General features: G+C 55.6%; 13 protein-coding genes and 1 pseudogene. 5 read left to right on the top strand and 9 right to left on the bottom strand.

The features are described from left to right. Positions 1-1,221 precede the first annotated feature (1,221 nt). From C8N36_RS23205 to C8N36_RS23195, 3 genes are all read right to left on the bottom strand, one after another. Positions 1,222-1,803: a DUF1190 domain-containing protein gene (locus C8N36_RS23205; RefSeq protein ID WP_097806787.1), complete on the bottom strand. Its 582-nt coding sequence runs from the start codon at positions 1,801-1,803 to the stop codon at positions 1,222-1,224. 42 nt (positions 1,804-1,845) lie between these two features. Continuing rightward, on the bottom strand, positions 1,846-3,072 hold the full coding sequence (locus C8N36_RS23200; RefSeq protein WP_097806786.1) for a glutathionylspermidine synthase family protein: 1,227 nt from the start codon (positions 3,070-3,072) through the stop codon (positions 1,846-1,848). 293 nt (positions 3,073-3,365) lie between these two features. Continuing rightward, complete coding sequence (locus C8N36_RS23195) at positions 3,366-4,304, bottom strand: MBL fold metallo-hydrolase (RefSeq protein ID WP_097806785.1); 939 nt, start codon at positions 4,302-4,304, stop codon at positions 3,366-3,368. Between the two features lie 1,367 nt (positions 4,305-5,671). Here C8N36_RS23195 and C8N36_RS24740 point away from each other — a divergent pair. The 3 genes from C8N36_RS24740 (at position 5,672) to C8N36_RS24735 (ending at position 7,517) form a co-directional block, all read left to right on the top strand. After that, on the top strand, positions 5,672-5,806 hold the full coding sequence (locus C8N36_RS24740) for a hypothetical protein (protein ID WP_281269723.1): 135 nt from the start codon (positions 5,672-5,674) through the stop codon (positions 5,804-5,806). 90 nt (positions 5,807-5,896) lie between these two features. Further along, positions 5,897-7,396 (top strand): BCCT family transporter, encoded by a 1,500-nt coding sequence (locus C8N36_RS23175; RefSeq protein ID WP_097806781.1) that lies wholly within the window; start codon positions 5,897-5,899, stop codon positions 7,394-7,396. Continuing rightward, the gene (locus C8N36_RS24735) at positions 7,383-7,517 is read left to right on the top strand and encodes a hypothetical protein (RefSeq protein WP_255253632.1); all 135 of its coding nucleotides are present in this window, start codon (positions 7,383-7,385) and stop codon (positions 7,515-7,517) included. Before C8N36_RS23175 ends, C8N36_RS24735 begins: the two co-directional genes overlap by 14 nt. 1,147 nt (positions 7,518-8,664) lie before the next feature. On the opposite strand, the gene C8N36_RS23165 is transcribed toward C8N36_RS24735, so the two are convergent. From C8N36_RS23165 to C8N36_RS23155, 3 genes and pseudogenes are all read right to left on the bottom strand, one after another. Continuing rightward, positions 8,665-9,642, bottom strand: a complete 978-nt coding sequence (locus C8N36_RS23165; RefSeq protein ID WP_097806814.1) for a quinone oxidoreductase family protein — start codon at positions 9,640-9,642, stop codon at positions 8,665-8,667. A gap of 510 nt (positions 9,643-10,152) precedes the next feature. Beyond that, positions 10,153-10,314 (bottom strand): annotated as a pseudogene (locus C8N36_RS24935) (hypothetical protein); the annotation flags it as partial. Positions 10,315-10,405: 91 nt separating this feature from the next. Continuing rightward, positions 10,406-11,455, bottom strand: coding sequence for a Glu/Leu/Phe/Val dehydrogenase dimerization domain-containing protein (locus C8N36_RS23155; protein ID WP_097806779.1), 1,050 nt, complete (start codon positions 11,453-11,455; stop codon positions 10,406-10,408). A 126-nt stretch (positions 11,456-11,581) separates the two neighbouring features. Here C8N36_RS23155 and C8N36_RS23150 point away from each other — a divergent pair, with 126 nt between their 5' ends. Then, positions 11,582-12,037 (top strand): Lrp/AsnC family transcriptional regulator, encoded by a 456-nt coding sequence (locus tag C8N36_RS23150; RefSeq protein ID WP_097806778.1) that lies wholly within the window; start codon positions 11,582-11,584, stop codon positions 12,035-12,037. Positions 12,038-12,201: 164 nt separating this feature from the next. Here the strand turns inward: C8N36_RS23150 and C8N36_RS23145 are convergent, their stop codons facing one another. Next, positions 12,202-12,888, bottom strand: a complete 687-nt coding sequence (locus C8N36_RS23145; RefSeq protein WP_097806777.1) for a pentapeptide repeat-containing protein — start codon at positions 12,886-12,888, stop codon at positions 12,202-12,204. A 432-nt stretch (positions 12,889-13,320) separates the two neighbouring features. Here C8N36_RS23145 and C8N36_RS24410 point away from each other — a divergent pair, with 432 nt between their 5' ends. After that, positions 13,321-13,755 carry a hypothetical protein gene (locus C8N36_RS24410; protein WP_176527122.1) on the top strand — a complete coding sequence of 145 codons (435 nt, stop codon included), beginning with the start codon at positions 13,321-13,323 and terminating at the stop codon, positions 13,753-13,755. A 63-nt stretch (positions 13,756-13,818) separates the two neighbouring features. Here the strand turns inward: C8N36_RS24410 and C8N36_RS23130 are convergent, their stop codons facing one another. Both C8N36_RS23130 and C8N36_RS23125 read right to left on the bottom strand, forming a co-directional pair. Beyond that, complete coding sequence (locus C8N36_RS23130) at positions 13,819-15,183, bottom strand: methyltransferase domain-containing protein (RefSeq protein ID WP_170125977.1); 1,365 nt, start codon at positions 15,181-15,183, stop codon at positions 13,819-13,821. A 218-nt stretch (positions 15,184-15,401) separates the two neighbouring features. Continuing rightward, on the bottom strand, positions 15,402-22,016 hold the full coding sequence (locus tag C8N36_RS23125; RefSeq protein ID WP_211318281.1) for a tandem-95 repeat protein: 6,615 nt from the start codon (positions 22,014-22,016) through the stop codon (positions 15,402-15,404). Positions 22,017-22,054: the final 38 nt, after the last annotated feature.

The following is a 22,054-nucleotide window of genomic DNA, read 5'->3' as shown; positions in this document are numbered from 1 at the left end:
AAAACCGCACAAACAGGCCCCTCTCGGCAGATTTGTTTTGCAAATCGCCTGACGGACAATTGGAACACATGGCTGCTTCTGACAAATGCAGAAACTCATTGATTGTCCCGATGGGATTTGTCCGGTACCGGCTCGAAATCCTCATGTGCAGTTGCTGCAGGCCTCTAAAAGCCAGCTTTGAAACAGGTGTAGGATTTGCCAGCTTGATCTGAATGCCGAAACCAATGCAGATTTCGAAAATGAAACATTCGAAGAAACCCCTTTATCGATCCGTGAATACCAGAACTTATGGAGTTCGGCATGGATCGGGATCAAAATCAAAGTGGGAGCGAAATACCAAATCCGCCGCCGAAAACAAATCGATGAAGCAATCCATGCATTCCGGTCAACGACATGGATTTGACTATACGCCACTTTTTAAGTTTTTGCTTTCGCGGGTTGGCCGAAATTGGGATGAAGTGCACAGCGAAGCCGCATCAAGACTGGATCACGAGGACCCCATAACCTGGATGGTCGCGTCTGACGTATCAGAAGGAACTCCTTTTTTCCGGGCAGGCGAGAGTTCGTATTTCAGCGGGCTGTACGTAGATGACAACAAAGTTTTGGCAATTGTCGATCCTGAGCTTACGCCAGCTACAATGTCGCCATTTTGCGCGTGCTGCACACACACATTGAACGGGGTCCGTCTAGAAACGCCCTACTCGGACAAAATATAAGCCCGACATCTATGCCCTTAGCCAACAAAAGCGAGCCACTGACAAAAAGGGTATTTCGTCCGCATAGCCGCCTTCTTACCCAAATGAGCGCTGCACGGCCCCCAAGGACCGGATTTCACGCGGCTTTGCTGCGCGGCAATGCTGAATTGTAGGGATGGGCGGACCAACCTTTCAAATCTCACTTCCGACGCAGAGCCGAGCTTTGTGAACTTCGGTCTTCTGGGGCTTGGATGGCTGCTTGAGCCTGTCTGACATGCAAACATCGCAGCCGCTGCCAACAGCAGCTAATAGCACTGCGGCATTGTCGCCAGCAGACCCGCTCGGTCCTCAAGGACATTGAAAACGGCCGGTCTTTTTCGGGGCTAAACTAGCCATCCATGCAGTGCTCAACATTTTCACGGCATGCAGGGCGCGATTGATAGACGATGTCGCTTTGAACAGGCTCAGAAACCCTCTGTATGTTCCTGTCGGATGCCCCATCAGTCAGAGCTGTCAGCGCAGCTTTCTATCCACCGAAACCCGACTTTGAACCACCAGACTTGCCAAAACCTCCACGTGAGGCTGCTGCGGCGCGTGACATTGGTGTCTTCCCGATCGTCGAGGCCGGGCGGGCGAATTGAGACGTGCCCAACTTAGTGGCGCCTCGGTTGCTTGAAAAGCTGCTGGAGCGCGAAGCGTTTGTATACTGCCCATTGGCCCCTTTGTAGAGCGGTTGAGACGCAGACATTCCTGCGCGTCCCCCCAACATACTGCCCATCAGGTAGCCTGCCATAAGTGGCAAAAAGATACCGCCCGACCCGCCTTGTGTTGCCGCCGCTTCAGATCCGCAGGCACCTTCGCCATGCTGCTCCTGACACACTTCCAGGCTATCATATCGGGGCGCGGCCTCTACATGTAGGGCCTGGGCCTCGGAAAAGGACGTTTCGCACTCTTGTGACGTGAACATCCCGCCCCGTGATGCGTCTTCCAGACAGCTTTGTAGATCCGGGAAAGCAGAGGCATCGACCTGTTCTTCGCGGCATCCCGCAAGAGCAAAAGCAGCGGCACCGACAATGGCGATGGAAACCCGTTTCGAGCGTTTGGTCATGTTAATCGTCTTTCTGCCAATGGGGGCGATAGGGCGTCTGTATCATGCAACGATATAGTGCGGTTTGAAGCGGGACAAATCCTGCGTGATGCGGGATTTATCTTCTCGGATGCCGATGCCGACACAGTCTTGCCCTACAATCCAGGCACCGATCACCGGGCGAAAGCCGTCAAACTTCGGCAATGGCGCATAAGCTTGGATGACGCGCGGATGTTCGGCATAGTCGGTGTTCTTGGACTGCTCGACCAGCTCGCCGGACTGCAGGATCGAAACCGAAGCCCCCTCGCGCGACAAGATTGGCTTTTTCACAAGGCCGGCTGCCAGTTGGGTCTCGGCGCGGGCCAAAGCAGAGGCGGTCTTCTCCGTGGCCGTTTCGCTGGCCGTCAAAGCATCGGTTACATCGGCCTCAAAGAAAGCTGGCAGTAGGTTTGGGTGACCCTCGAACATTTGCCAGAGCACCGGCAAAAGCCCCTTGTTGGACAACAATGCTTTCCAGGCAGGTTCAAGAAACAGACAGCCGGATCCATCAATGTGATTTGCGTAATCGTCGCGCAACAGATCTTCCCACGGGTAGAGCTTGAACAAAACCGCAATCCTGCGATCCTCATCATCCAAGAATTGGCCGTCGTCGCTGAGCGCAATCCTGTCGAGATCGCAGTAATGAGCCCCTAAACCGGCTTCGCGCGCGGCCCACCCCATGGCTTCGACCGTGCCGTAGTCTTCAGGGTTGCCGGCAACGGCCGTAAAGTGCAGATCGCTATTTTTCTCAAAAACGGCGCTAAATCGCGCGACCAGCGCTTCGTGGATACCATTAAACTGGTCCGTCCCTGCAGGAAGACCCCCGGATTTCAGTTGATCTTCAAGCCACTGCCACTGAAAGGCCGCGCTTTCGTAAAGCGAGGTCGGCGTATCGGCGTTATATTCCAGAAGCTTGGCAGGTGACGTACCATCATAGGCAAAATCGAACCGGCCATAGATTTCAGGATCGCCCCGTTTCCAGCTTTCGGCCACAAGGTCGCGATGGGCTTCGGGGATCGCAAGCCGTTCCATCAGGTTTTCGCTGGCGATAATTACGTCGACGGCCTCTCGGCACATAGCATGGAGTTCGGTGGCAGGGTCCTCCAGATCGTTCTCGATCTGATCGAGCGAAAACGCATAGGCCGAAGTTTCATCCCAATAGGGTTCACCATGCATATCCGCAAAAGTGAATCCGACGTCTTGGGCGTGATCGCGCCAATCAGGCCGCTCAGGCAATGTGATTTTCTGCAAAATGACCGCTCCCCAGTTCTCCGAATGCGTTTAATGGGATTTGAAGCCAACAACCAGACATCGTTTTGTTGAATGCCAAAAGTCTGGAAAATTCTGAGTGACTATCGGACCAAGCCTAGCGTGAATTTGGGCAGTTGCGAGCGGTAGGCGGTTCGGGTTTTGGCGGCGCACCTTGAAAGCTCGGAACAAATATCTGTAACGCTGCGCCGTTGAGATGCCTATCGATGAATTCCATTCAGGAGGCCTGCGGTTAGGGATCCCAAACGACAAAGGCCAGATCATTGGGGCAAGCGTTACTCCCATTCCATTTGTTCAAAGACAGCCTGTGCGTTGCGCCGTGCGAGCGAATCAAACTGATTGAGATATGTGAAATTGCTTTGGTCCACCTCAACCGATCCGGTGATATCGCCCCCGTCATCGATGTAGGCTCGCATCCGGTCACGAAGATTTCTCAGGTAGTCGCGCGTGTCTGCCTGCGCCCGCTCTAGCGTGGTTGCAGGCCCGTGTCCGGGTATGACGTGTATTGGGTTCAATGCTTCAATCGCTGCAAACGCGTCCAACCAAGAAGCGCTGTCAGAAAAAGGCATCACACCCAGAATGCGTCCGACGTAGACGATGTCGCCGGTGAAGACCGTACGATCCTGCGGCAGCCAGACAAAGCTGTCGCCCGGCGTATGCGCCGCGGCAACATGATGGACTTCGATATGACGCTCGCCAAGTTGCATCACATGGGCCGCATCAAAGGTCACATCGGCATAGACAGGTTTGGTCCCATTCAATCCAACACCGACAAGTTGGGACAGTATCGACAATTGCAGCGATCCGCGATCTTGATGGTCCGCGACCGCGCTTTCGGACGCAATGATGATCGCTCCCTGCTCTTTCCAATACCCGTTTCCAAGCCAACGGTGATCTTGGCCCCCTGTGTTGATCACATAGACCAAAGGTTGATCGGTCAAACCGCGCACGACATCATGCAGCATAGCCGCGCCCGCCCGGGTTCCGCCCGGATCAACCAGCACGGCCCCTTCGTTGGTTTCGATCAGGCCGAACGTGGCATTGTTGCCCAAATTTTCCGGGTCGCGCTGCTCGGCTGGGCCTTCGATCGCCCAGATGCCCGGGGCAACAGGATCAACTGACAAGACATCCGCAAAGGTGGACGCTGGCGACAATGCAAGAGCCAGCAGAAAGACGGCTTTGAACGGTGGCAGCATATTTGATCCCTTAAACATTGCGATTGCTCCACCTTTAGCAGAAGAAGTGTTCAGCCAATTTGATCCCTATCATGTCTAATTCAATATCGGTGCCAAATGAGGCCGGTTGAAACCGTTTGCCTAACGCCAAGACACCCTTTTTTTTACGGATCTTGTCGTTAAAGCAGCCATTTGCATGAAGACTGCAATTTGAGTGGCCAGTAGCGGTGCCAGACCGGATCCGATTGGTTCTGGTTCCAAATTCACAGGCCGTGCAGGTGCGGCCACAGAAACCGAGCCCTTGAATACCGCCTTCTAAAATGGCTCGGCGTGCAGAATTCGGTGTCTCCAATCCGTGACCTTTCGGTTTTCAAATCTCCTCGACTTTCTCGACGTTGCCTTCGCAATCATACCGTTCAAAACGGCTTCGCGTGTTGCTTGTTCAAAGCTATCGGGGTCGCACTTTGTTGGGCCTGTGTACTGGCCGCTATCATCGGCGTTGAGCCACATGGTGTTGTTTTGAACGACGGGTTGTTTTCGCATTGATTGCCGCAGAACATAAATCGTGATTGGCCTGTTCGCCACCATTGCAACAGCCGTTAGTGCCTTCGGGTTAAAAACTCATCCGCCGAATTCAAGTGATCCGGCCTGATATATGGGAAACCGGCGAAATTGCAGGGCGTTCCGCATTCATTCGGGGAAAGCCCGGAACCGGAAGAGATTGTTGCAACTTTGCAGCCGATTGAAGCACTTTGCAGCCAAGGAATTCGCCCCATCGATGCGATCAGGCAGATGTAGGTAACCGAACAGTCGGTCAATCCATGGCGTAACAAATGTGGCGGGATGGAAACCGGCCAAGGTCATCGCCTTACTGGCAGACCGGTTCATCCTTCGCGGCGCAATAATTTCTATCCGGTCGGATATTTTTATTTATAGCCAATGACTTAAACCAACAGAGATCGTGCGCAGGAGTTGCAGTTTTTAGCGACTTTCAGCTCATAGGATGCTCTGCCCGAGACGGATTGGCCATCTATACCCTTGCCCCATGAAGCGATATCCTCCTTGCACACAGCGCCGCTGATAATGTGAAACGCCAGCGTAATCGAAAAGATCGGCACCGAGGCGTCGCAACCAAATCCGCTCGCCCTGCCGCCATCGTGATGTAGCAGCCCAAAGAACCCGTGGTCCTGCCCGAACTGGCCGATGGGCGGTATCTACCCGCCAAGATTTGGCCTCCGCTGTAGGCCGGCTCCACAACGGGGTGACGATAAGGCTGTTTCGCTATTGCGCAACCATCGCGGCCGCAGTCTTCCGCCTACGCCCGATTGTTTTGGCAGCGGCGACAACGGTTCTTGACGTTGTTCCGCTGTTGCAAGATGTTTTGGGTTGGCATGTAGTCGGTCAGTATGGCCGGACCACCGTTCGGGACCGTGCTGACGATGCTGCTGGTGCCGGTGCACGGCGATAGGTTCTTCGGCCTAAATCGTGGATCCGTTGGCACCGAGACACAAGATGACGCATTGCCTGAACAGGTGTCCTGAGGCGGGCGCTGATCATAGGCTTGCAGGGGGCGGATCGCGGTCTGCGCATTTGGCCCCGTCGAATTTGGCAACTTGAGTTAGGATCATTCAATGGGATCGACGTCAATTCTACCGGCATCTCTTGTCGTCATTTCGGCAGTGGGGCTTTGGGGGATCGTCGACCCTGAGGGCGCGCTCAGGATATCGTCCGCAATCGTGGACCGTACCTTTGCCAGCCGCGGCTGGTTTGTCATGCTGACAGCAACAGGTCTGCTGTTCATCTGCCTTTGGCTCGCGGCCTCACGGTTCGGCAAGGTCAGGCTGGGGCATGACGATGATCGACCAGAATTCTCGACCGCATCTTGGCTAGCGATGCTGTTCTCTGCAGGCATGGGCGTCGGCCTATTGTTCTGGGCGGCCGCTGAACCGCTCACGCATTTCAAATTCGCCCGGCAAGGCCTGCCCGATCCGCAGGCGGCAAGCGCGGCGCTTCTCGCCACAAACTTCAACTGGGGGCTGCACGCCTGGGGCATCTATTGCTCAACCGCGCTTGTCATCGCATATTTCTCGTTTCGGCAAAACACCCCGATGCTGGTCAGCGCGCCATTGGTTCGGATGTTTGGAGCCGAACGCTGGGCGCGGGTTGTGGGTTGGTTGTCGGATTTTCTGGCAATTGCTGCGATTGCCATCGGGGTTGGCGGGTCAGTGGCGATGGGAGTGTTTCAAGTCGCGGACGGTGTGAATGCGTTGTTGGGCAGAACCAGCGGCAGCCAAACCATTGTCTGGATATCTTTCGCGGCCATCGTGCTTTGCTATATGCCACCGCTCATGGTGGATCTCGGATCTGGAATGGCGCGGCTTTCCAGCGCCGCGCTGCTGATCGCCATCGGTCTTTTGCTCTACACCGTTGTGCTTGGGCCAACGGAATTCCTGTTGAACTCTGTCGTCACCAGTTTCGGCGACTACATCTGGAATGTGGTTCCCTCTGGTTTCCGGACCTTTACCTTCTTTGATGACGTGGCGGCGCGTTGGTTCAAGGATTGGACACTGACCTACATGGTTTGGTGGATCGCCTGGGGGCCGTTTGTCGGCGTCTTTGTTGCCCGAATTTCGCGCGGCCGCACGATCCGCGAGTTTGTGCTGGGAGTGGTGTTTGTTCCAACGGTCTTCTCGATTTTCTGGTTTGGGGCCTTCGGCGGAATTGGCTTGTTTGACAGCTTGCGCAACGATGGCGCTCTGCTTGAGATCACCGGAAGCAATGTCGAGCGGGTGACCTTTGCCATATTGGAACGCCTACCGTTCGCGACTTTAACGACATTGGCCACGATCGCAGCCGCGTTTCTGTTCATCGTAACAAGCGTTGTTAGCGCGGCATTTGTATTGGGTGCGTTTTCCACTGGCGGCGACCCGGACCCGAGCCCGCGTGTGCGTTTGATCTGGGGCGCGGTGCTGGCCGTCCTGAGTTTCACAATGGTCCTTTCGGGATCAGTTGCTGCGGTAAAGAGCCTGATCGCGCTCGGGGCGCTGCCTTTTGTCTTTATTTTGGTGCTGCTCATGGTCTGCTTCCTGCGTGCCCTGTTTGAATGGGAGGACGACAATGCTGATCGGTGATCTGATCAATACCGCGATGAACCTCGTCGCTTTCGCCTTTATCGGCGCAATGATCTGGCTGTTTGTTCGCCCCTTGGCCCCTAAGGACGATCACTCTAAGGACACTGATGACGCCGCCTGAGACGACTTAACCCGCCGCGCACATGTCGAACCTGACCGACTTCGAGGTCAACCAGCCTTGAAGCGGCATCCTTGTCACTGCAAAGGGCGTCGCGTTTGGCAACGGCCGGCCATGCATCGCTGATTATCGAAACGGCGATCTCTAGCCGCGCATCCGGTGAAGAAAGCGATGTTCAGGCCACACCAGAAAAAGCTGCGGAAGACATCGCAGCGATCCGATGTCCCCTTTAGGTCGGGCGGCAGCTGTCATCCGGCCACAAATGCAGGCATCCCATTCCGCGGAAGTGGCGATGATGGCACGGGGAACGTCGCTACGCAGGTTGAGCGATAGCGGACACTTCTCTCGTTTCTATTGAATCCGCCTAACAGGGCCGGACAATTGAGGGCAGAATTCACCTAAGAACAGATCATTGCTTTAATCGAGGAATAAGACCCTGACGAAAAGACTGCTTCTGTATGTCGGCGGCAAGGGATCCGTTCAGCAATGGTCTAGCAAGACACAACGTAATAGCAGCCGTCGGGGGCACCTGACGCAAAACGGTTGTCTCCTACAAGAGTGCAGAGTTCACCTACATGGTAATCGCGAAAAGGGGGCAGGATAACAGGCTTTGACCGGCACGACATTGCGCCATGTTCATCACGTCCTGCTTGCTTGGGGAGCCGTAGATCAGACAGCAAAGCGATCCGCCGATATCAGTGTGCTGACGAACAATATGTAAAAGGGCGACCCGGAAGCCTGTTTGGCAACCGCGAAATTCAATGGCTCCAACTGTGCTTTTGAGCCTTCAAATTGACCGGAAAACACCCATGCGTGCACATTGGGGCTCGTGTCTCCCAGTTCTATTGGAAAGGTGCAAAACTGCGCCAACATCCCAAACCGGATCTGCGATCTGCTGCTGGTTACCGAGGGAATTGTCGGAGAAAGCGGCCAAGCAAAGTTCGGCATTCATTCCCTGCGCCACGCGGCCGTGTCAGTCTTCATTGAGCAAGGTTAGACCCCAAAAAAGTTCCACCTTCGACACACGGGACCGCGACCAAGTGGCCGCCAAAAGGCGATTTCCTTGATCGAATCCACTAAGCTCCTCACCGCACAGAGGAGGCAAATCCGTGCTAATCCTAAGACCAACCGTCGGCCTGCGAAACATGTACTAGGGCTTCAACACAATCCCTCTGGTGGCTGTACGTCTCTCAAGCATATCATGCGCCTGCGCTGTATCTCGCAGGGCAAACATGTCGGGATTGCCGGCGCAAAAGATACCCGTGCTGAATGCTTCAAACACCGACTTGGCCATCGCCCGATATTGAGCCGTATCTTGCAAGTAATGAAATAGGATCGGTCGGGTGACCGTCAGGGACTTTTCGGCGAGAGTGCTCATCATCAAGGGCGGCACTGCACCAGAGGATTGACCGAAATTGACCAAGTGGCCGCATGTGGTCAGGCTAGCCAACGACCCGTCAAACGTATCCGCACCAATGGAATCATACACCACATCGACACCGCGACCGTCGGTCAGGCGCAGCACCTCTTCTTGAAAGGGTTTTTCGCGGTAAAGGATCGGGTGGGAACAGCCCGATGCCTTGGCTATCTCGGACTTTTCTGCGGATCCAACTGTTCCCAGCACGGTTGCGCCAAGATGTGATGCCATCTGGCATAACAGCCGACCAACACCCCCGGCAGCCGCATGGACAAGGATTGTCATACCGGGGCTCAAGTCTGTGCACCGCTGGGTCAACATATCCACTGTCAGCGCACGCAACAAAGTTGCCGCCGCAAGGTCATCGCTGATCGTTTCGGGCAACGGTACGGCGGCCTTTGCCGGCAACAGTCTATGGGTGGCGTAGGCTCCGTAAGGCGGGCCCGTGACATACCCCACCCTGTCACCAATTTGAAACGCATCGACATCGGCCCCGACCGCGTCAACAATTCCCGTGGCCTCACAACCGAGAATACCCGGAGGTGTCAACGTATTATAGAGACCTGAACGCACATAGATATCGTGGAAATTCACACCAATGGCAGTCTGGCGCAGTCGCAGTTCGCCAGCCGCTGGGGCGGGGACGTCGATGTCTTCCAAAGTCAGCACGTCGGACGCACCGTAGCTTCGGATCACAATTGCTTCAGGCATGAGTTTCCTTTCATTGCGTCCGCGACCGGACAGACTGTTGGTTGCGGCCTGTGTCAGTGCTCGGGATCCGGTTTCCCGATAGTCCCGCCGCCTTCTTGCACCATCAAGCAATGCGCAGTCGAGGCTGGCAATCAGATCATCCGGCAATCAGATCATAAGGTGCGCCGCGCGTGACACCAAAGGCCGCCGCATCCACAACGAAACACCCAATGCTTTTGGCCCCCTCACCGGTGTTTGTCTTTGCAAAAACCGCCAGCACGTCGGCGACGGCACCGCTGGTGATCCAAGCTTTGCCACGAGACAGAAATAAGCGGCACCCTCGTCCGAAGCAGTTGTTCCAACACCAGCGTCATCCCAGCCAGCCTGCGGTTCGGTCAGGCAAAAGCCGGTCTCGAAAGCCCGTGTTCGCACTTAGCGACGCCACTACTCCGGCATGATGATGCACAACAAAGGCCAGCATGATGCACAACAAAGGCCAGCGTTTAAGCAATTTCGGCCTTGGCGAAGTCCTCAACGATCATCAGAAAAATCCGTGGGGGATCCCCTGTTGCCCCCAAAGGCGCGCGGCACAAGAAAGCCGTTAAAACCCTTGGAGGCAAGACCTACCACATTGCGCGGGTAGACACGCCGGGCCTCCCAATTTTCCGCATCTGGTGCGATGTGGTTTTGGGCAAATGCGCGAGCCTAAGCCCGAAGATCCGGATCGAAACCCGAAAGCGGATCGGACATCAGCTCAAGCATCGGCGGCTCCGGCGTCTAAGCGTTAAGGTAATTTGGCAGCATCCATTTTAGTGATCGCCATGCTGTCCGCGACTTGCGAACTCGGCAATCCCGTGCGGTCTGCTTCGATCAAAATTGACAAGACGGTGTCGAAAAGGCCCAAGATGCGCTTTGTCGCGGCCTCACGCGAAGGTGTCGAAAAGATCACCGTCGACGCCCCCATCACACCGCCTGCATTGACCACATAGTCCGGCACGTAGGCGATACCTCGGGCGCGCAGTGCTTCACCGTGGCGTGCTTTATCCAGCTGATTGTTGGCCAAGCCGCAGATCGCCCGTGCCTTGATATCCGGCAAAGTGTCATCGTTGATCCCCGCCCCCATGGCACAAGGCGCAAAGATGTCGACATCTTGTGCATGGATGACATCGGGAGCAACCGCTACCGCCCCAAACCTCTCTACCGTCTCTTGCGTTGCCTCAGGCCGGACATCCGCGACCACCAGTTCCGCCCCGGCCTCATGCAATTGTCGACACAAGTCACTGCCTGTTTGACCCAATCCCTGAACCGCAACGCGTTTTCCTGTCAAATCATCACTGCCCCAAACATGTTTGGCGACAGCGCGGATGCCAGTAAAACCGCCCAGAGCGGTGAACAAAGACGGGTTGAACCCCGGTTCGTATTGCGAGGCACGGGCAAAGATGAATTCGCAATTTTCCGCAAGAATATCCGCATCCGCAGGCCCAACGCCAATATCGATCGCCGTCCAATAGCGTCCGTTCAATGACTGAACATGGTGCGAAAACGCCCGCAAGAGCGCGGCCTTGTCCGGACCGGACGGGTCAGCAATTATCACGGATTTGCCACCGCCCAACGGTAACCCGGCAAGTGCATTCTTGAAGCTCATCCCTTTTGACAGACGCAACACATCCGTCAATGCGTCGTGTTCGGAGGCATAAGGGTGCATGCGGCAACCGCCTGCAGCTGGACCCAAAGCCGTAGAGTGAATTGCAATGACCGCTTTCAAGCCAATCTCAGGGTCATGGCAAAACAATACCTGCTCATGTTCAAATTCCGGGTGAGAGAAAATCGACATATGTAACCTTTCCTGCATGCGCCTGGGTCACAATAGCTCTAAGCCAAGAGGGAAACTGTGCTATTTGGGTGGAATCTTGAGGATGATTGACTATAAGTCACTAAAATTGCCCCAAAGTGAGGGAATATGACTAATACCCAAATCGATGTCATGGATCGAAAGATCATCGCAGTCTTGCAAGCCGAAGGGCGTATCTCAAACCGCGATCTTGCCCAGCGGGTCGGGTTGTCTGCAACCCCCTGCAGTCGCCGTGTAAAACGTCTGGAGGAAAAGGGCGTCATTTCCGGTTATGGAGCCCGGATCGATCCGGAAATCCTAGGTTACGGCGTCAGCGTGATGGTTAATGTGCGCCTGTCACGGCAAACCCCCGCTGATATCAAAGAGTTTCTTGCAGCCGTCCATAGCCTGCCGGAAATCATCGAATGCCTGTTGGTCACCGGCAATTTTGACTACGTTCTAAAGGTCAGAACGCCGAACGTTGATGCACTCAAGAATTTTGTTTTGAGCAAACTAAAATGCATCCCCTGCGTTTCAGAAACCACAACAATGCTTATTCTCGAAACCGCTAAGGCGACGGATTAATCTTCGGTCAAGTGGAGCACCTGACATGGGTGCATCTGTGGTTGCTCATCAAGCATTGCAAAAACGCGTCATTGACCCTGCACAAGCACAAGATGACCAATCGCTACGCCGAACCACTGGTTTGGCGAACAACAGCGACCGGTGCGGCATGCCAATCGCGTTGGTTAGAGAACCCGCAACCCCAATTGTCCAAGCAAATCTGCCGCCTGCCTCTTGGAAATAACCGCACCTTTGAAACGGCGGGCATCCGTTAACGTAACTCCTCCAAGGTCAGCCCCCCGCAAATCCGCTCTCTCAAACCGGCAATCCGCCAGATGGGCATCGCGCAAAGAGCAGTCTTCGAGAACCGCATCCCGAAAATCGCAGTATTTCAAATCGGCATCACTGAAATCGACTTTCTTCAACAATGTATCTCGAAACGAAAGCTTGGGGAGAAGTGCAAAAACAAGAAGCACCTCTTCAAGCAAAATGTTGTTGGCCCGGACATCGGTTAGATCGCAACCAGTCATCTTGCATCGAAGGAATTTGACATCCGAAAGAGTGGCCGCTCTGAAACTGCTATTGCTGAAATCACCACCGTCTATTGTGCAGTCCTGAAGCTCTGATCCGAGAAAACGAGACTGAGCGGCCCGGCAGCCTTTGAAGCATACCTCCTCAAGTCTGGTTCCGTTCCAAGAAGCGCCAGCCAAATTACAGCTGTCAAAGCGCCATCCCGAAAGCATGAGCTGCGATAGATCCATCGAATTGAGATCGCAGTTTTTCAAAGTGGCGGCTTGGCCTTTTTCGCTGATACGCACAATATCCGCGCGGGATAGACTGCAATCTGCAAAAGTGATTTCTTCGTTTGGCATCCCTGCCCTTCTCACAGTAGTACTGGAATTTCAAGCGATGCGGGGGCATGGAATACCAACCTAAAGCTCGCTAAATCGCTTCATTCAAAGAATGCTGTTCTCGGTGGTGTTCTTTTCGCATGGACAAAACCGGGCTGATCACCAGAGAAGGCAAGATTGTTTGCGCCTGCTGTGTTCGAGAAATATTCAGCTGTCACCAACCGAACGGTTTCACAGAAAACTGACATCCATGGCATGGCACATCTGTCCCTTCGAAAACGCAGAACGGTGTTTTTTTTGAATCTGAACCGCAAGGCTTTTGGCCCACGAAGAACCGGGTGGCGTCCTAAGAAATAGCCATGTCATCCTCTGGTGCCATTTATTGTAAATTGCTGCCAATCGAAATGGGCAGCTGCGCGACTTGACCGACGCCGCGTCGAAAAAGACAACACTTTGCCGCCGGAAGTTTTTGTTGTCCGGTGCCAGACACAGCCAGAACGCGAAGTGTTTGGCGCTTGGCCTGACGCGCAGGTCGGCCCCGTCCCTAGGCTTTCGATCTACATCCCGAACGACCAATGCCGTCTCAAGATGGCGATTGCGTTCCAGAATCTCGTAGGTTGGGATCCGGTGGACACCCGTGGTTTACATCGCGACGCATGTGACGCCATGTGTTCACGCGAGCTGATATCAACGCCAGCAGCACCGATATTTATCATATCAATTGCGGTCGGCTTGTTGGCAACAAAAGGGCGTGGGCTATGCAAATCCGTCATCTTCCTAACCGCGATCACCGACAAAGCAGCGTCGCCACTCTCAAGTTCGCATCAACCCACTGACCAACGCAGTCCGCACAAGATGAAACGTTCAATTTTGACAGGCATAGACTGATGATTGAAAGCATTCGGTTAGAAACGGCCAAGTGAAATCTCGAGTTTCAAGTCACACATTTCGTCAATGCAGAGGCCCTTTTTCAGGTGTGATGTCCAACAAACCCAAGTGCCACAGGCGTCTCAAACAGCGCGCGTGTTCCGGGTTGCTGTCAATAACGTCACTGAGCTTTCGGACGCCGTCCACGCGGGACAACGTACTGGCGTCACGGGATTCCAATTCAAGGCCCAAGCCGATCGTGTCATCTGGCAAAAGCCGGAGTGACTTGGGTCGATAGCTGCCGTCTTCGCATCTGAGGTCTTGCTTCAGAGTGTGATCGACCAGACGCGGAACAGAAGAGTCCGGCTTGGCAAAAGGATCTTCGGCACCAATGGCATGCAAAATCCGCTGCACCTGACGGCCAGCCTTCCCGGTTGGCCAGGACGCAGCATGAAAATGGCGAAAAACCGGGGTGCGGCCGTCCGGGCGACGCAAAGTCAGAGCGCCAAAGGCTATTGCATCAATGTTTTGGGAAGAGAACCAATTTGTCCAGCGCTCTGCAAGTTGCTCAAATGCTTTGGGGTCATTGTCGGCCAGCTCACGATTCCAGTTGCGGGCATGTTCTAACGGGCTGCGCACCGCGTAGGTGATCGCGATGGCGTCCAGCCCGCTGTCTGTAACAAGGTGCTGCGGACCCGCAGCGGGATTGGCTGAATCGTGAGGCCAGTTGCACAACATTTGCGCCACACCGCCTGGTGCCAGCCGCAGAGAGGCCCCGATCACAGCTTCTTTCAACAACTGTGCTGCCGGGCGATCCCCATCCCTGAACAGCAGGTTTTGATCCGGCGACATTACGTAAGGCAAATTGCCAACAATCATGTCAACACAGACCTGACCAAGCGGATCAAGCAACGATCCCTCGCAAAACTCTATGTTGGAAACTGAATTCATCGCGGCGTTAATCCGGGCCAGAGCAAGCGCGCGCGGATTAAGGTCTGTGCCAGTCACCTTTGTTGCATGGTCCGCCATTTCAAAACCCAGAACTCCGGATCCACAGCCCATATCAACCGCGTGCTCGAAAGGTCCGGGCACGAGCAATCGACTAAGAGCATTTGTGACACCCGAGAATGACGGAACCGACAACGCACGATCTTGATCCAGATCGCCCGCAAGGAACAGCTTGCCACGCCGCAAAATGGTAACATTGGACGCCAGTTTTCCGTCCCTCTGGACCAGCAACTGCGCCCTGAGAAGTGCAGGTACAAGCGGTGAAAGATCCGTCGTTGCGACATCAGTGACAAGAACAAATGCAGCTTTGGAAAACAATGCCTCCAGCAAGGCCGTGGTCGGTGCTTCCTTCACGTCCCGCTGTGCTGGCGCATCTGGATCCAGATAACCGTAACGTGCCAAAAGAACGCCGAGTTCGGCAAACACGTCTTGCAAGCTCATTGGTTGTGCCCCTCTGGCAATGTAGAAATGTCGACGGATAGATCTGCCACCAAGCCTGAGCATTATCCGACAAAACCATCATTCTCAGCCAGCTACTTTTTTAGGGATGTGCCCGGAAAAACAGCCTGAACTTTGACGGCAGAACCCGCCATTCGAATCCCGCGGCCGGGTGCCCCCGCCCGGCAAATCCGGGCGAAGCAGGCGCAACCGCGTGGAAATCAGAAGACGAAATCATCGGCATCCAGATCGGCGATGTCGACATTCCGCAGCAGGATGCTGTCATTGTCATCCAATTGGATCAGGACATCATTTTGAAGTGTATCAGGGGATCCAACAGGGCTAATTGCCAACTGTAGTGCCGCAAAATCCACGATGCCGAAGGCCGATATGTCCAGTACATCCTGAGCATCAGGACCATCCTGGAAATCATTGATTGTGGCCGATGCGCCAAGATCCTCGAAGACAAACGTATCGCCGCCGTCGCCGCCCCACATTCTATCTGAACCTCCGGCACCGACGATTGTGTCGTCGCCACCGCTGCCAAACATGGCTTCACTGGCAAGGGTGCCTGTCAGATTTTCTGCGCCGTCTGTGCCAAACAATGCCGCCAATGAGCCAGCACTTCCGCCACTGACCAAGATCGTTACCGTTTCGGTCGCCGACGCACCATTGCTGTCCAGAACGCTGACTTCGAACGTTTCCACTTTGGTTTGCCCAACAACCAGATCAGCAATAGAAGCGGATGGCACATCATAGGTCCAAGTGACAGTGCCACCGAGTCCGCCTGCCGTTTGGTCTGTCACGCTTGCTGTCAGCGTTCCAAGCGCCCCGTCAGAGGCAACGATTACAGGGGCTACGGAATGGGTGTCACCAATGTCAATGTCGGTAAATCCGATCACGCCCGTTGCGGTTAGGTCATCAGGTTGCGGTTGCCCGGCAATCTGGATGTCATCCAGCGCATAAGTCGCCTCGCTATCCTTACCCGAGGTCGCATCAAAAGACGTGAATGATACGATATCGCTGTACAGCTCGATCGTCTGCGCTTGGGTTAACCCTGTCAGAACTGTTGCAGCCCCAAGCGCGTCGACAATTTCCGTGCTCCAGCCAGAGGACTCCTTGAAGTGCGACGTGATCGTACCGTTGTCTACGGTTTCGGCCTCTAACACGAATTGCACATCGGCGTAGCTGACATTGCCGGTTTTCGTCTCTGTCTCGGTGGTTTTGGTCTCTGTCTCGGTGGTCTTCGTCTCTGTCGCGGTTGTTTTGGTCTCCGTCTCGGTAGTCTTCGTCTCTGTCGCGGTGGTTTTGGTTTCCGTCTCGGTGGCTTTTTTCGTCTCCGCTTCGGCGGCGGTTTTCGTCTCCGCTTCGGCGGCGGTTTTCGTTTCCATCTCCGCCGCTTTTTGGGTTTCTGCTGCCGTTTTTTCGGAAGAAGATTCCGCACTCGCGCCATGGTCCATTGACGCCAAAGTGAAGCCTTCAAGCGTAAAGCCCGCGCCATCGACGCGGCTCAGCACTCCAGCCGCCCCCGCCAGAGACACGTTCTCCAGATCACCATCGCCATCCAGATCCGCCACAGTTGTCGTGTCCAGCGGAATGAAGACGTAATCGCCCTGTGTATAGATCTCAGACGTTGCGGGGCTTTCACTGCTGTCAAAGTCGATCAAGGTCGGACCAGCGTTTTGTGCTTGTATCGCGCCGTTTGCATCCGTGGTTTCTGCGTTGATGACCGGAGCGTCGTTGACCGGCGTGAGATCCAGCGTTGCTGTCGCAGCGATAGGAGCCGCAATTCCGTCGGTGACTTCATAGGCAAAGCTGACGTCTGTATCGTCATTGGGCGCAGGGACAAAACTCCACGTGCCATCGAGATTGTCGGTCAACGCCCCTGCCCCTGCAACAATCGTAAGGTTGACTGCTGTCAAGTCATCGCCGTCGATATCGCTGGCATTGGCAAGCAGTTCCGCTTGAGTGATTACCCGTGGTCCGTTTGCGGCAGCAGAAGCTGGCGCAGGTGCTGCTGCGCTAGGCGCGGCAGCAGCGGGCGGGGCACTTGCGGCACCCGAGGAGGCAGGAGCAGCAGCCGTTGAAGTTGCCGCCGCGCCGCTTGCGGCAACACCGGTGTCTTCAGCCACAGGATCCAGAGTGACTGCAGACGACACGACCGGCGCGTCGTTGACTGCCAGAATGTTTAAGACTGCGGTTTGGGTGGTCTCTGCGGTCTCGCCGGTGGCGGTTTCTGTGGCGGTGGCGGTGGCTGTCAGGGTGAAGCTGCCGTTATAGTCTTGTGGTGGTGTCATCTCCAATGTCGACAGGTCGACCGTTTCTGCCCCCGCAATCACCCAGTTTGCGCCATCTGCGCTGCCCAAGTTGAACGTTGCACCAACCGGAAAGCCCGACAGCGTCACGCTCAGGCTTTCGGAGCCATCGGTGTCCGTCAGCGCGGCCTCCAGATTGATGGCAAGCCCCTGATCTTCAATACCATTGACATTGCCTGCTGGAATCTCGGTGATCCGGACAGCAATGTCATAGCCGGAAGATGTTCCCGTGTTGTTGTCCCAAACGGTGACAACGCTGCCATCGATCAAGGTTGCAGTGTTTTCGCCGCCTGCACCGTTCCACGAAAATTGAACGCCGGCCGTCACGTCGTTGACGCGATACTCTTCGCCGACAGGCTGTCCGAAGGCATCCAGCCGCTGCGCATAAATGCCATAACCATCTTCGCCATTGCCGGTGGACGACCAGGTCACCAAGAAGCCACCATCATCCAACGCCGTGATGGTCGGGTAGGTCTGAAAGCCGGCCGTGGCCGTGCTGACATGGGTCTCGCCGCCAACTTTTTGCCAGCGGTTATCGTAGACCTGCGCATAAATACCCGCAACATCGCCATCCTGACCGGCCGAAACCCAAGTAACGGCAAAACCGCCACCCTCAAGCCCGATCACGCTCGGGAAAAACTGGTTGTTTGCCGTAAAGCTGTTGACCAGAAGATCGCCGGTAATCGCAAAGCCGGTCTCTTTGAAAACCTGTGAATAGACACCATAACCGCCGCCGTCCGTATTGGATGAGTAGCTGATCACAAATCCGCCCGCTTCGAGCGCGGCCACCGATGGTTGTATTTCATAACTACTGCTTGGATTGGAAACACTCACGACACGCGGGCCGCTGACCACAACACCATCCGGGGTGATTACCTGGTAAAATATATCCGTCGTGTTGCTATATCGGTTGCCTGTCCACGTCACGACCAAATTGCCGTTGCCCAGCTCGGTGACATCGGGGGCCAATTCAAGGGTGGCAATTTTGGGGGGGCTGAACACATCGGTCTGCGCGACGCCGTCCGCATCAAACCGCTGCAGCAAAGGCTTGCTCCCAGTCAGCGTACCGCCTGGCCTCGTGTAGAACTCGTTTTGCCAAGCAACCAGATAGCCACCGTCCTGCAAACCGGTCACCGCCGATTGCGCCATGTTGACACTGGTGTTGGGCGGGGCTGAGAGCAGTGTCTCGCCTCCGACCTTCACGCCGCCCGCATCATAGCGCTGCGCAAAAATGCCAAACGATCCGCTCTCGTTCGAAGACCAGGTCACGACAAAACCGCCATCGTCCAAAGCCGCAACCGTCGCATAACGCTGCGTACCCAATAGCGTCTCGTTCACAAGCGATGACCCGCCAACAGGCGTCGGGGTTGCCAGCTCATCCAACAGATCGGGTGTAACCGTCAGGGTCGGCGCATCAGCCACAGGCTGCACGGTCAGCGAAACGCTATGAACATCTGTGGTTATCTGCCCATCCGAGACGGTGAATGTGAAACTGTCATCACCACTGAAATTTTCGTCTGGAGTGTAGTGATACTGGCCGTCCGGATCGATGGTGACACTTCCGTGTGCAGGGCCTGTTTTCAGGGTGAATGCGATTGTGTCTGTTACATCGACATCGCTTGCCTCAAGAAAACCATGCAAAGCCGTGTCTTCGGGTGTTTCGCCCACCGCGTCGCTTGTCACCGGCGCGTCGTTGACTGCCAGAATGTTTAAGACTGCGGTTTGGGTGGTCTCTGCGGTCTCGCCGGTGGCGGTTTCTGTGGCGGTGGCGGTGGCTGTCAGGGTGAAGCTGCCGTTATAGTCTTGTGGTGGTGTCATCTCCAATGTCGACAGGTCGACCGTTTCTGCCCCCGCAATCACCCAGTTTGCGCCATCTGCGCTGCCCAAGTTGAACGTTGCACCAACCGGAAAGCCCGACAGCGTCACGCTCAGGCTTTCGGAGCCATCGGTGTCCGTCAGCGCGGCCTCCAGATTGATGGCAAGCCCCTGATCTTCAATACCATTGACATTGCCTGCTGGAATCTCGGTGATCCGGACAGCAATGTCATAGCCGGAAGATGTTCCCGTGTTGTTGTCCCAAACGGTGACAACGCTGCCATCGTTCAAGGTTGCAGTGTTTTCGCCGCCTGCACCGTTCCACGAAAATTGAACGCCGGCCGTCACGTCGTTGACGCGATACTCTTCGCCGACAGGCTGTCCGAAGGCATCCAGCCGCTGCGCATAAATGCCATAACCATCTTCGCCATTGCCGGTGGACGACCAGGTCACCAAGAAGCCACCATCATCCAACGCCGTGATGGTCGGGTAGGTCTGAAAGCCGGCCGTGGCCGTGCTGACATGGGTCTCGCCGCCAACTTTTTGCCAGCGGTTATCGTAGACCTGCGCATAAATACCCGCAACATCGCCATCCTGACCGGCCGAAACCCAAGTAACGGCAAAACCGCCACCCTCAAGCCCGATCACGCTCGGGAAAAACTGGTTGTTTGCCGTAAAGCTGTTGACCAGAAGATCGCCGGTAATCGCAAAGCCGGTCTCTTTGAAAACCTGTGAATAGACACCATAACCGCCGCCGTCCGTATTGGATGAGTAGCTGATCACAAATCCGCCCGCTTCGAGCGCGGCCACCGATGGTTGTATTTCATAACTACTGCTTGGATTGGAAACACTCACGACACGCGGGCCGCTGACCACAACACCATCCGGGGTGATTACCTGGTAAAATATATCCGTCGTGTTGCTATATCGGTTGCCTGTCCACGTCACGACCAAATTGCCGTTGCCCAGCTCGGTGACATCGGGGGCCAATTCAAGGGTGGCAATTTTGGGGGGGCTGAACACATCGGTCTGCGCGACGCCGTCCGCATCAAACCGCTGCAGCAAAGGCTTGCTCCCAGTCAGCGTACCGCCTGGCCTCGTGTAGAACTCGTTTTGCCAAGCAACCAGATAGCCACCGTCCTGCAAACCGGTCACCGCCGATTGCGCCATGTTGACACTGGTGTTGGGCGGGGCTGAGAGCAGTGTCTCGCCTCCGACCTTCACGCCGCCCGCATCATAGCGCTGCGCAAAAATGCCAAACGATCCGCTCTCGTTCGAAGACCAGGTCACGACAAAACCGCCATCGTCCAAAGCCGCAACCGTCGCATAACGCTGCGTACCCAATAGCGTCTCGTTCACAAGTGATGACCCGCCAACAGGCGTCGGGGTTGTGTCAAAAACCATTTCAGGGGCATCGACAACTGCTTCAACCGTCAAAGAAACTGTCGCCGCAGTGCTTTCTTCCAACCCATCGCTGATCACATAGGTAAAGCTGTCGGCACCGCTGTAATCGTCATTGGGGGTGTAGTCGACGCTGCCGCCTGCTCCGATTGTGATCGATCCGTGGCTGGTGGCGATCACTGCGCCCACTGTAGCCGCGGTCCCGTTGATGGATGCGACAGATAGGGTCTGGGTGACAACTGGCTGGTTGTTGGCGTCGGTGTCATTGCCCAAAAGATCCAGCGTCGCTGAGGTATCTTCGTCCAGAGAAATCGTATCATCCACGGCGACCGGCGCGGCGTTGTCATCCGATCCTGCGATCTCGAGCGTCAAGGTCGCTGTATCAGTGCCGCCGTTGCTGTCGATCATCGTGTAGGTGAAGGTCTCAATCCCGGTATCGCCGTCCCCAAGCGCCTCGGTGTCGGGATCTGCGTCATTGAGCCTGTATGTCCAGGTGCCGTCTGCCGCGATGGCAAGGGACCCGAATTTGCCCAGAACAATCTGTTCAAAGACCGGATCGACAACCATATTCGATCCGGTTTCGCCAGTCCCTGAATCCACCGCTGTGACTGTCAAAACATCGGATGCATCCACATCGGTGTCATTGGTCAGCAGGTTGCCGGTGGCCGTGTCATTGCCTGCGATGCCGAACCCTTGTTCGATCAGCGCAGCGCCGGCGTTTGTATCAGCCATTGCAACCGGTCCGTCGTTCCGGCCCTCAATGGTCAGCGTCACGGTTGCGGTGTCGGTCGCGCCGAATTCGTCGGTCACGGTATAGGTAAAGGTGTCGGTCGCAGATTCGCCTGCCGCCAGATGGTTGAACACCGCTGTCGGATCATAGCTGATGTCGGTTCCGCTGAGCGACACAGGGACACCCGCAGCGCTGAGCGCCGCCACAGACGTAACCGTCACGATGGCACCAGAGTCGACATCGGTGTCATTGGCCAGAAGCTGCGCCGTGCCGATCGTCAGCACCGTGTCTTCGTCAAAGCCCGTGTCCTGAGGTCGTCCGCCCCATTCCACCAGATACCCGTCGGCGATCCCATTGCCAGGGCGCAGGCTGTCGGGCGCATCGTTCCATTCACCGCTTTGCAAGATTTGCGCATAGCCCGGCGCGCTGAAGCCGCCATTCGGCTCGGTCGGTCTCCAGTTGTCATAAGAGAACGACTGGCCCGCTTCCGGACCCGTCACCCAGGTCCAGGCCCCGGGATTGGCCGGATTGCTGCTTTGGCCGCCGATCCAGGTGCCGTCCGTTACGGCAATCAACCCGTTCGCTTCGATAAAGGCTTGTTCATTGGCCGTGG

The organism is Pelagimonas varians (assembly GCF_003208435.1).
GTDB classification, from domain to species: Bacteria; Pseudomonadota; Alphaproteobacteria; order Rhodobacterales; family Rhodobacteraceae; genus Pelagimonas; species Pelagimonas varians.
This window is presented reverse-complemented; position numbering and strand designations above follow the sequence as displayed.

What these genes read in the sequence shown, in the direction of transcription:
- C8N36_RS24735 (WP_255253632.1), top strand. Translation starts at nt 7,383, where the DNA reads ATGCTGATCGGTGATCTGATCAATACCGCGATGAACCTCGTCGCTTTC.
- C8N36_RS23175 (WP_097806781.1), top strand. Translation starts at nt 5,897, where the DNA reads ATGGGATCGACGTCAATTCTACCGGCATCTCTTGTCGTCATTTCGGCA.
- C8N36_RS23130 (WP_170125977.1), bottom strand. Translation starts at nt 15,183, where the DNA reads ATGAGCTTGCAAGACGTGTTTGCCGAACTCGGCGTTCTTTTGGCACGT.
- C8N36_RS23195 (WP_097806785.1), bottom strand. Translation starts at nt 4,304, where the DNA reads ATGTTTAAGGGATCAAATATGCTGCCACCGTTCAAAGCCGTCTTTCTG.
- C8N36_RS23145 (WP_097806777.1), bottom strand. Translation starts at nt 12,888, where the DNA reads ATGCCAAACGAAGAAATCACTTTTGCAGATTGCAGTCTATCCCGCGCG.
- C8N36_RS23155 (WP_097806779.1), bottom strand. Translation starts at nt 11,455, where the DNA reads ATGTCGATTTTCTCTCACCCGGAATTTGAACATGAGCAGGTATTGTTT.
- C8N36_RS23205 (WP_097806787.1), bottom strand. Translation starts at nt 1,803, where the DNA reads ATGACCAAACGCTCGAAACGGGTTTCCATCGCCATTGTCGGTGCCGCT.
- C8N36_RS24740 (WP_281269723.1), top strand. Translation starts at nt 5,672, where the DNA reads ATGGCCGGACCACCGTTCGGGACCGTGCTGACGATGCTGCTGGTGCCG.
- C8N36_RS23165 (WP_097806814.1), bottom strand. Translation starts at nt 9,642, where the DNA reads ATGCCTGAAGCAATTGTGATCCGAAGCTACGGTGCGTCCGACGTGCTG.
- C8N36_RS23150 (WP_097806778.1), top strand. Translation starts at nt 11,582, where the DNA reads ATGACTAATACCCAAATCGATGTCATGGATCGAAAGATCATCGCAGTC.